We start from the raw sequence: 10,490 nt of genomic DNA, 5'->3' as shown, positions 1-10,490 counted from the left end.
CTTCGACCTTAGCTTTAGCCCAAGCATCATAATCTTCCTGCTCCATCGCTATCACAACCACGGGCATGAAAGCATGATCCTTGCCACAAAGCTCCGTACACTGACCCCGGTAGATGCCAGGCTCATCAACTGATGTCCAGGCTTCGTTAATAAAACCGGGGATTGCATCCTTTTTCCAGCCCAGATCAGGCACCCACCAGGAATGAATGACATCAGCCGCAGTGAATACAAAGCGAATTTTCTTGTTGACCGGAATGACTAAAGGCTCGTCAACACGTAACGGGTAATGGGGCACAGAGCGGGGATCGATAGTCGAATCCAGTTGCCTTGCCCGGTTACTGGCCTCATCCAGATTACTGAAAAAATGAATGTCATGACCCAAATAATCATATTCCCATTTCCATTGCCAGCCGGTAACCTTGATCGTCATGTCGGATTCTTGTACATCATCCATTTCCATCATGGCCTTCGTTGCGGGAATCGCCATAGCAACCAGGATCACCGCCGGTATGATAGTCCAGATGATTTCAACGGTGGTGTTTTCGTGGAACTGTTCGGCTGTATGTCCCTTGGATTTACGATGATGGTAGATGGAGTAAAACATGGTGCCAAACACAATGATACCCACCAGTACGCAAATCCATAATATCAGCATGTGCAGGTCATACACGTCATTACTGATCTGCGTATGGCCTTGCGTCAAATTGAGCGTATATCCACCCGGCGTTGATTCAACTGGAAAGCTTTGGGGGAGACAAACGCTACCCTCCATCATTTTGGAAGGGCATTCCTGTGCTTGCAAAGTTCCCAGGCCTAATACCAATAAAATCAGGCCTGCGAATAGTTGCTTTGTTTTCTTCACTGAGAAAACTCCTCTCTATAAGTCATAAACTCTTGAATGGGCCGCATGGCTTCATAACTAAAGGCACACAAGTACCCAGAATTAATTTTTGATGGTAACCGGCAATTTTGCTTTTAATTCTACCCTATGAAGCCTTTCTGCGCCATAAGCCCTGGCATTTAGTTTTCACCAAAGACCGGTATGCCTTATATCATTGCTTGATTTAAGCAACTGCTGACTTAAGGGAGCCCTGATTAAGTCCTTCGATAAGGACGAAAGTTAACTTGTTACCCCTCATGTTTGCATGAAGTGGTCAGAACTATTGCCTGAAAATCATCATTTGGGTCAAATTGCAGTAGCATACACTATCAGCATACAGTGTTTTTCACTCCCGCTGCGAGACAGGAGTTTAACAGTCCCCAGAAGCAATAGGGCTGGGCGTTTTCAGGTAGCGTTTTTTTGCATAGTGATAATGCAAAGCATTACGAAATCACGTCGAGCAAAGTAGATTGGTAAAGGCAAATAACAATTGGGTTGTTGCGAAAACTTGAATAAGTCCCAGCACTGGGCTTTAGATGTAAGCGAATTGACTTGGCGACGTGGAGCAAATGTTCCATTTTCGTCCGTAACGAGGCAGTTTGCGTTTAAGCGGTATGCGCCTATTTGCAGTAAAAATACAGTAACTTTTTTTGCTACTTCAAAGTTACTGTAAATATTACTGCGTAAATTGTCGAGCGTTACTGTATTTCGCCATACACTGCTGGACATTAAAAAACCCGCTAAGAAGCCTTGCGGGTTTTTTAAATTTATGCACTTCCCAATATTGCTATTTGGTACCGAGAGCCGGAATCGAACCGGCACGATGTCACCATCACCGGATTTTGAATCCGGCGCGTCTACCAGTTCCGCCACCCCGGCAAAGAGCGGACATTATAGGTACACTTGATTAATAATGCCAGTCCATTTTTAAGCGTTTTCCGAAGCAACGGCTAAATCGCATTTGGTCTTTGCATTTGTCGGTAAATCCAGAATGGATTTGTTCGGCGTTTCCCCAACAAACCTGATAACATCGCCCGCCATGAAGAAAAGCGACTTTGCCTATCAATTGCCCGAAGAATTAATTGCCCAAAATCCCTTGCCGGAACGTCATGCCAGCCGCCTGTTATGCTTGAATAAACGAACAGGACAGGTTACCGATAAGCAATTTACCGATTTTATAGATTTAATCGATCAACACGATCTGCTGGTTTTTAACGACACCAAGGTGATTCCCGCCCGCTTATTTGGCGTTAAAGCAACCGGCGGTAAAGTCGAAATCCTTATTGAACGGGTGCTTGATGACCATCACGCCATTGCTCACGTTAAAGCCAGTAAATCGCCAAAGGAAGGTGCTTTAATCAAGCTCGACAGCGGTTATCACTGTGCAGTGCAAAGTAGGATAGACGATTTATTCCGGCTTGAATTTAAAACTGATGTGCCATTGCTAGAGATTTTAGGACAGATCGGCCACATACCCTTACCTCCCTATATAACACGGGCTGATGATGAATCCGATGTAATCCGCTACCAAAGTGTCTTTGCCAAACACGCTGGCGCTGTAGCTGCACCGACAGCCAGTTTACATTTTGATCTGGCGATGATGGAAAAAATCAAAGCCAAAGGCGGAGCAATGGCTTTTGTGACTTTGCATGTGGGCAGCGGCACATTTCAACCCGTCAGGGTAGAGGATTTATCCCAACATATTATGCACAAAGAATACTTTACTGTGTCGCCAGATGCCGTTGAGTCGGTCCGTCAAGCCAGATCCAAAGGTGGGCGAGTTATTGCTATTGGCACAACGGCAGTCAGGGCATTGGAGTCAGCATCTAGAACAGGGCAACTTGAATCCGGCTTTGGCGATACCGATTTGTTTATTACGCCGGGCTATCAATTCAAGTCCGTTGATGCCATGCTCACCAATTTCCATCTGCCCGAGTCCACTTTGCTGATGCTGGTTGCCGCCTTTGCCGGTTATCGGCCTGTGATGGGCGCTTACCAACACGCCATTAACCAGTCTTACCGGTTCTTCAGCTATGGCGATGCCATGTTTTTGAGTGATTGATTCTCTACTGAATTTAAGATTCAGCCTTTCCTGACACATCAATAAACCCATGCAAACCACGCTTGGATTTAACGGCCAGCCACTCTTTTAGATACCGTATTTCTTCGGTGTCTTCCAAGTTATCCAGCGGTTGTTTGTTTTTTATCAAGCGGAATGCTGAGGAGAGCGCATTATAGCGATCCCCCGTAATGCCGGCACGTCTTAAGCCTATCGTATTAAGTTTGTAATGACGGGCAGGGCGGCCACCGACCAGCATGAATGGAATGACATCCATATTAAGGCCAGTCGTACCCTGGATAATCGCGTAGGAGCCTATCCGGCAGAATTGATGCGCCACGACACCGCCGCCAATAAAAACCTTGTCTCCCACTTCCACAAAGCCACCAATGGCGACATTGGTCGCAAAAATGGTGCCGTCGCCAATGGTGCAGTCATGGGCAACGTGGCTGTTATTCATAAAAAAACAGCCCGAACCTATGCGGGTTTCGCCGTTTTCCTTGGATGAACGATGGGCGGTGAAGCCTTCCCGGAACACATTATTGTCGCCACAGATTAACCAGGACACCGTTTCCGCCTTGAAGCTGGTATCTTGCGGCAGTCCACCTAGCACGGCGTGGGGATGCAAGATATTGCCAGCGCCCATTTTTACATAGCGCTGTACCACGGCATGGGCGCCAACCTGACAGCCATCGCCTAACTCAACACCAGCTTCAAGGACGGCAAAAGGCCCTATGGTGATGTTGTCGCCTAGTGTTACGTCTGATGCTATGCAAGCGCTTGGATGAATGTGTTGTGCCACTGCTTGTTATCCTCGTGGATGATATTTCGAATGTAACTCTTTTAAGCGTTCGCGGGCAATATGGGTATAGATTTGCGTCGTCGATAAATTCGAATGTCCTAGCAGCAACTGTACGACCCGCAAATCCGCGCCATGATTTAATAAATGCGTGGCGAAAGCATGTCTTATCGTGTGAGGCGATAGGGTTTTGCTGATGCCCGCTGTTTTGGCATGGCGTCTAATAATATGCCAGAAAGCCTGTCGGGTCATGCTATCTGCCCGATTCGTGACAAAAACATAAGAGCATTGCCGTTCACCCAACAGGGTTTTTCGGGTCTGACCCAGATAATTCTCCAGCCAACTCATCGCTTCTTCGCCGACCGGAACCAACCGTTCTTTGTTACCTTTACCGATAACTCTGACTACGCCTTGTCTTAAACTTACCTGATCCAGTTTTAAATTGACCAGCTCCGATACCCGAAGTCCAGTTGCATATAACATTTCCAACATGGTTTTATCGCGGAATCCCAAGTTATATGTTGTTTCAGGTGCATTCAGCAGTAATTCCACATCCTCTTCAGTCAATGATCTGGGTAAAGGCCTGCCAATACGGGGGGATTCTATGAGTGCAGTGGGATCAATCGTAATGTTGTTTTCCCGGATATAATAGCCGTAAAAACGCCGTAAACTCGATAAGATACGGGCTGATGAGCGACTACCGATGCCTTCCTGATACCGGCTGGCAAGAAACTTGGATAGCTCCCCTGTGTTAACGTCGAGCATAGATCGGTCTTTTAACCAATGGGCAAAAATCCTGAGATCGCTCCCATACGCGGCAAGGGTATTTTCGCTCAAGCCCTGTTCTACCCACACGGCATCCAAAAACTGGTCGATCAATGCGAGGTTTTGCACGTTGCGTGTTCGGCCTCATAGTCCAGGAGTTTGGTTTTTATTGCCATCCATTCGCCATGTGTTTGCCCACTATAACCGCCCATGCCATTCACCGAAACCACGCGATGGCAAGGAATGATGAGCGTAAATGGATTATCCCGGCAGGCATTGCCGACCGCACGGGCGGCTGAACCGATAGCTTTTGCAAGACCAGAGTAAGTCACCGTTTGTCCAAAGGGTATTTTAACCAGTTCAGCCCATACCTTATTCCTGAAAGGCGTGCCTTGTTTTAATAATTTCAGGGTGATGAAGTTGTCACTATTCGGCCAGAACTCCTTCAATTGCTGTTCATTTGACAATAAAGGATTGTGGTCAGCCGTTAACTCCCAATCAGCCTGGGCAATAACATCTCCCCTACGATGCACACTTAGAATTCCCGCTGGTGTTTGAAGTTTTTCAATTTCTTCAACACCGTCGCAACTATCTACCCAGTTGATGACGATTGGCATACGATACCTCTATACCTTAGGTTGCTACATTACCCGTCATCTCGGCAGGGATTGTCGAGATCCAGAAGCCATGGATGGCAATGTTGTCAGGTCTTGCCATCCGTTGTTTGTGCATGAAACGCGCTTATTGTGCTGCTTTTCACATCCCTGTGTTCTGGATTCCGGCAATCCATGCCGGAATGACGGCGATAAAAACATGAGTAGATGCCTATGAAGTCTACGAGTGGTAAAGAGGAAGTTTGTTAGCACAAACAAATTGTGGTTCATATCTATCCATTTCTAAAACCATCAGCCTTACATATTTCTTATCATCGCATCAGCAAATTCGCTGCATTTGACTTCTGTCACATTATCCATCAAACGGGCAAAGTCGTAGGTGACTTGTTTGCTGGCAATGGTTGCATCCATGGCGTTGATGATCGCATCGGCGGCTTCAGTCCAGCCTAAATAACGCAACATCATTTCGCCGGATAGGATGAGCGAGCCGGGGTTAACTTTATCTTGATCGGCGTATTTGGGCGCAGTTCCGTGTGTAGCTTCAAAAACGGCGGTACCGGTTTGGTAATTGATATTGCCGCCAGGGGCTATGCCGATACCGCCGACTTGTGCCGCCAGGGCATCGGATAAATAGTCGCCGTTTAAATTCAAGGTCGCGATGACATCAAAATCCGAAGGCCGGGTCAGGACTTGCTGTAAGGTAATATCGGCAATGGCATCCTTAATCAAGATTTTCCCGCTCGCTAAAGCCAGTTTCTGTTCGGCATTGGCGGCATCTTCACCTTGCTCAGCTTTGGTTTTCTCCCATTGCTGCCAAGTATAGGTTTGCTCAGGATATTCGCGTTCCGCCAGATCGTAAGCCCAGTTGCGGAACGCGCCCTCGGTAAATTTCATGATATTGCCTTTGTGGACAATCGTCACGCTTTTCCGCTTATTAATAATCGCATAATCAATCGCGGCGCGAACCAAGCGCTCCGTCCCTTCTTGCGAGACTGGCTTGATGCCGATACCGGAGGTATCAGGAAAACGGATTTTACCAAATTGTTCAGGGAAATTATCTTTAAGCAATTGCAAGAACAGCTTCGCTTCATCGCTGCCTTGCGCAAATTCGATACCTGCATAAATGTCTTCGGTGTTCTCGCGAAAAATCACCATATCAACCGACCCAGGATGTTTCACGGGCGAAGGCACGCCCTTAAACCAGCGTACCGGTCTTAAGCAGACATACATATCCAGTAATTGTCGCAAGGCCACATTTAAAGAACGGATGCCGCCTCCTATGGGCGTGGTCAGCGGCCCTTTAATGGAGACTAGATATTCACGGCAAGCTTCAATAGTCTCGTCAGGCAACCAGTTATTGAACAACTGATGGGCTTTCCCGCCCGCATAAACCTCCAACCAATGAATTTTGCGTTGCCCCGAATAAGCCTGGTCAACGGCTGCATCTAAAACCCGCACCGTAGCTCGCCATATATCTGGCCCAGTGCCATCCCCCTCAATATACGGAATAATCGGATTATCAGGCACTATCAGCTTGCCATTCTGCGAAGTGATCGGTTTGCCATCAGGTGGGGGAATGACGCGATTCATGTAAACTCCTGCTATTGATTGAATAAGTCAGTGTGCTAGCCAAGCCTAATCATAACAAAAGCAGTTTGGTTTGTCCTAAGCTGTAATCTGAAAGCATAAGGGTTTTGGGATGAATTATTGAATTCAAAGGCATCCCTATTCATATATAATCAATAACAAGTGTTAATCGTTAGCAACTCCGCCCAGAATTCAGCGAAAAAGTTGCAAAGGTTTTGAAGATTACCAATGAATATTTTTATGGAGTAATGAATGCATAAAGTCACGCTGATAAAAGGCGATGGTGTTGGCCCGTCCATTATGGATGAGGCGGTTAAAGTAATAGGCGCGTCCGGCGCAAACATACAGTGGGAAGAAGCGTATGCGGGTATGGCAGCGTATGACAAATTCGACACCCCGTTGCCGGAAGCAACCCTGGATTCTTTCGACAACACGCGAGTGGCTTTTAAGGGCCCGCTAACTACGGTGGTCGGCACAGGATTCAGAAGTATCAATGTGGCGTTACGGCAAAAATATGAGCTGTACGCCAATGTTCGCCCCGCCGCGAATTGGGAAGGCGTTAAAACACGGTATGATGATGTTGATATCGTTATCGTTAGGGAGAATACCGAGGGGCTGTATTCAGGGCTTGAGCATTACCTGACCCCTAAAAAAGACATTGCCGAAAGTTTGGCGGTGGTCACACGCAGCGGGTCACAGCGTGTAATCGAATATGCGTTCAAATACGCCCGCGACAATAATCGCAAGAAAGTCACCGTTTGCCATAAAGCCAATATCTTAAAATACACCCAGGGCATATTCCTGGATGTCGCCAGGGAAACGGCGGCACGGTATCCAGATATTCAGTTTGACGAAAAAATTGTCGATGCCGCCTGTATGCACATGGTCATGAATCCCCAGCAGTTTGATGTCGTCGTTACCACCAATATGTTTGGCGATATTTTGTCGGATTTGACGGCGGGTTTGGTGGGTGGGCTTGGCCTTATTCCCGGCGCTAATATTGGCGATGATGCCGCCTTGTTTGAAGCCGTCCACGGCAGCGCACCGGACATTGCCGGAAAAAATCTGGCGAATCCCGCTGCGGTTATCATGGCTGGAGTGATGATGCTGAATCATTTGGGTGAATTTGATGCCGCCAAGCGTATAAAACAAGCCATCGAAAAAGTCGTCAGGGAAGGCAAATATGTCACACCCGATTTGAACCCCCAGTCCAAAGTCGGGACTAAAGAAATGGGTGATGCGATTGTTGGGGTGATGGAGTAATACGTATTTTTTATACTTGCCATGTATTAACCGATTGAAACGAAGGAGTTTTAGCCATGATATCGACTGTCGAACAAATTACCGAAGAAGCACTTGCATTACCCAGTGAGGCAAGGGCTTTACTTGCAGACCGACTGGTTGAAAGCCTAGACCCGGCTGAAGAGGGATATGTACGGCAGCTTTGGGTTAAAGAAGCCCTAGGGCGGCGGGACGACGTACGGGCTGGGCGCGTCCAAACAATCCCTGGTGATGATGCGTTGGCGCTTGTCCGGCGAGCTTTCACTGAATGATATGTGAATTATTAAGGCACCAATGATGTAACTGTTCGGGCGACGGAGTAATGTAAGCAAAACACTATTAGATAAACTTCTATAATTAAAATGTTGCGGTTTTATTATCAATCTAACCGCTAATAAAGATTCTTTATAGGAGTATTGAGAATGGCGCGTAGGAAAGATGGTGTTTTAGATGATTTATTGGGTATTGCAAAGATGTTGCCTTGGTGGAGCGATGTAGGGATTGCATTGATTACTTATTTTTGGTTACACAACGTCGCTTCAAACGAAGTCGCTTTAGCTGTTCAACCTGGTAAAATGGGTGAGTTTCTTGGATCACAGATGTCCAAGACATTTGCAACAATAGGCCAGTATTTGTTGCCTTTTGTTTTCTCATTGGGTGCGGTATTGTCGTTTTTTGATCGCAAAAAACGAGAACATTTACTAAGCGAAACGAAGCAGCGTGGCAAACAGAATGTGCTGTTAGATATGAGCTGGCGAGAGTTTGAAATGCTTGTAGGTGAGGTATTTCGACAACGTGGGTTTACGGTGGTTGAAATCGGTGGAAATGGGCCAGATGGCGGAGTTGATCTGGTATTAAAGAAAAATGGCGAAACTCATCTAGTTCAATGCAAGCAATGGAAAGCTTATAAGGTGGGGGTGGAAGTCGTAAGAGAACTATATGGAGTGATGGCAGCTAAGGGCGCTGTGAGCGGATATGTCGTCACATCTGGCGTGTATACCAACGAAGCAAAGGCATTCGCCAATGGTCGTAATATCGAGTTGATTGATGGAAGTAAACTGACTCAAATGATCCAAGGCGTAAAATTATCTAACCCAATTACCACAAATATTGTTAATGTGGCAAAAAATGAAGTGACCTGTCCAAAATGCGGTAGTGCTATGGTTAAGCGTAATGCTCGCCGTGGAGCTAATAATGCGGGTCAGGCATTTTTTGGATGTTCGTAATATCCAGCGTGTCGTGGTACACGACCTACGACATCGAATTAAATAAGATTATAAATAATGAGAATAGGATTCCAAATATATGCAAAGGTGCATAAATTTACCTTTGAAAGTTGCAATTTTTAAATCATCTTTAAAGGATTCCTCATGTTAGAAAAATACCGTAAACACGTAGCCGAACGCGCCGCCGAAGGCGTAGTGCCGAAACCACTGGATGCCGAACAAACAGCAGCTTTGGTTGAATTAATCAAGCAACCGCCAGCCGGAGACGACTGCATGGATGCAGGAGGTAGGGCAACGCAGGGAGCAGTTGCCGAAGAAGCGTTCTTGCTGGATTTGCTGGCAAACCGTATTCCGGCGGGTGTCGATGAAGCGGCTTATGTCAAGGCCGGATTCCTGGCGGCGGTGGCTAAAGGCGAGGTCAATTCCCCCATTTTAACGGCAACCCGGGCGACCGAATTACTGGGAACCATGCTGGGCGGTTACAATGTCGCGCCATTGATCGAGTTATTGGATAACGCAGCAATGGCATCCATCGCCGCAAAAGCGTTGTCCCATACCTTGCTGATCTTCGATGCTTTCCACGATGTGCAGGAAAAAGCCGAGGCGGGCAATGCCTACGCCAAGCAGGTGATCCAATCCTGGGCGGATGCGGAATGGTTCACCAGTAAGCCGGAAGTGCCTGACAAGATGACCGTCACGGTGTTTAAAGTCACCGGCGAAACCAATACCGATGACCTGTCGCCCGCACCCGATGCCTGGTCGCGCCCCGACATTCCCTTACATGCCAAAGCCATGTTGAAAATGCCGCGCGAAGGCATTACCAACGCCGAGCAGCAGATTGACGAACTCAAGCAGAAAGGCTTTCCGGTTGCGTATGTCGGCGATGTGGTCGGCACAGGCTCATCCCGCAAATCGGCAACTAATTCGGTGCTATGGTTCATGGGCAACGACATCCCTTATATTCCTAACAAACGCGAAGGCGGCGTTTGCATTGGCGGCAAGATAGCGCCGATTTTCTTTAACACCATGGAAGATTCGGGTGCATTGCCGTTCGAGTGCGACGTGACCACCATGAATATGGGGGATGTGATAGATATTTACCCTTATGAAGGTGTCGTCAAACGCCATGATAGCGATGAAGTGGTCAGCACCTTTGAATTAAAAACCGATGTGTTGTTGGATGAAGTGCGTGCAGGTGGACGGATTCCTTTAATAATCGGACGTGGCCTGACCGATCGCGCCCACAAGCTGTTAGGCTTGGGTGCGTCCAGCGTATTCA

10 protein-coding genes, 1 tRNA gene and 1 pseudogene are annotated in these 10,490 nt (G+C 47.3%); 6 read left to right on the top strand and 6 right to left on the bottom strand.

Features of this window, described 5'->3' with window-relative positions; all coding sequences use genetic code 11:
- Window positions 1-862: cytochrome c oxidase subunit II (gene coxB / locus ACLQ6D_RS07970; RefSeq protein WP_411726754.1), on the bottom strand; the 862-nt coding region annotated here is incomplete at its 3' end.
- A gap of 810 nt (window positions 863-1,672) precedes the next feature.
- Window positions 1,673-1,759 (bottom strand) — tRNA-Leu (locus ACLQ6D_RS07965).
- 160 nt (window positions 1,760-1,919) lie between these two features.
- Between ACLQ6D_RS07965 and queA the strand changes: the two genes are divergently transcribed.
- Complete coding sequence (gene queA / locus ACLQ6D_RS07960; RefSeq protein ID WP_411726753.1) at window positions 1,920-2,942, top strand: tRNA preQ1(34) S-adenosylmethionine ribosyltransferase-isomerase QueA; 1,023 nt, start codon at window positions 1,920-1,922, stop codon at window positions 2,940-2,942.
- A gap of 13 nt (window positions 2,943-2,955) precedes the next feature.
- Here the strand turns inward: queA and lpxA are convergent, their stop codons facing one another.
- The 3 genes from lpxA to ACLQ6D_RS07945 are packed head-to-tail and all read right to left on the bottom strand — an operon-like array spanning window position 2,956 to window position 5,120.
- On the bottom strand, window positions 2,956-3,741 hold the full coding sequence (gene lpxA, locus ACLQ6D_RS07955; RefSeq protein ID WP_411726752.1) for an acyl-ACP--UDP-N-acetylglucosamine O-acyltransferase: 786 nt from the start codon (window positions 3,739-3,741) through the stop codon (window positions 2,956-2,958).
- Window positions 3,742-3,747: 6 nt separating this feature from the next.
- Window positions 3,748-4,632 carry a site-specific tyrosine recombinase XerD gene (gene xerD, locus ACLQ6D_RS07950; RefSeq protein ID WP_411726751.1) on the bottom strand — a complete coding sequence of 295 codons (885 nt, stop codon included), beginning with the start codon at window positions 4,630-4,632 and terminating at the stop codon, window positions 3,748-3,750.
- Window positions 4,614-5,120: a methylated-DNA--[protein]-cysteine S-methyltransferase gene (locus tag ACLQ6D_RS07945; protein ID WP_411726750.1), complete on the bottom strand. Its 507-nt coding sequence runs from the start codon at window positions 5,118-5,120 to the stop codon at window positions 4,614-4,616. Before ACLQ6D_RS07945 ends, xerD begins: the two co-directional genes overlap by 19 nt.
- 74 nt (window positions 5,121-5,194) lie before the next feature.
- Here ACLQ6D_RS07945 and ACLQ6D_RS07940 point away from each other — a divergent pair, with 74 nt between their 5' ends.
- Window positions 5,195-5,320, top strand: a complete 126-nt coding sequence (locus ACLQ6D_RS07940; RefSeq protein WP_411726749.1) for a hypothetical protein — start codon at window positions 5,195-5,197, stop codon at window positions 5,318-5,320.
- 94 nt (window positions 5,321-5,414) lie between these two features.
- Here ACLQ6D_RS07940 and icd read toward each other — a convergent pair whose 3' ends face one another.
- The gene (icd, locus tag ACLQ6D_RS07935) at window positions 5,415-6,707 is read right to left on the bottom strand and encodes an NADP-dependent isocitrate dehydrogenase (protein ID WP_411726748.1); all 1,293 of its coding nucleotides are present in this window, start codon (window positions 6,705-6,707) and stop codon (window positions 5,415-5,417) included.
- 249 nt (window positions 6,708-6,956) lie between these two features.
- Here icd and ACLQ6D_RS07930 point away from each other — a divergent pair, with 249 nt between their 5' ends.
- The 4 genes and pseudogenes from ACLQ6D_RS07930 to ACLQ6D_RS07915 all read left to right on the top strand — a co-directional run.
- Window positions 6,957-7,967: an isocitrate/isopropylmalate dehydrogenase family protein gene (locus ACLQ6D_RS07930; RefSeq protein ID WP_411726747.1), complete on the top strand. Its 1,011-nt coding sequence runs from the start codon at window positions 6,957-6,959 to the stop codon at window positions 7,965-7,967.
- A 56-nt stretch (window positions 7,968-8,023) separates the two neighbouring features.
- Window positions 8,024-8,257: an addiction module protein gene (locus ACLQ6D_RS07925; protein ID WP_411726746.1), complete on the top strand. Its 234-nt coding sequence runs from the start codon at window positions 8,024-8,026 to the stop codon at window positions 8,255-8,257.
- 150 nt (window positions 8,258-8,407) lie between these two features.
- Window positions 8,408-9,211: a restriction endonuclease gene (locus tag ACLQ6D_RS07920; RefSeq protein WP_411726745.1), complete on the top strand. Its 804-nt coding sequence runs from the start codon at window positions 8,408-8,410 to the stop codon at window positions 9,209-9,211.
- Window positions 9,212-9,355: 144 nt separating this feature from the next.
- Window positions 9,356-10,490, top strand: a pseudogene (locus tag ACLQ6D_RS07915) (aconitate hydratase B); the annotation flags it as partial.

Source organism: Methyloglobulus sp. (assembly GCF_046714055.1).
Taxonomy (GTDB): domain Bacteria; phylum Pseudomonadota; class Gammaproteobacteria; order Methylococcales; family Methylomonadaceae; genus Methyloglobulus.
Note: the sequence above shows the minus strand (reverse complement) of the source record. Positions and strands in the feature narration are given on the sequence as shown.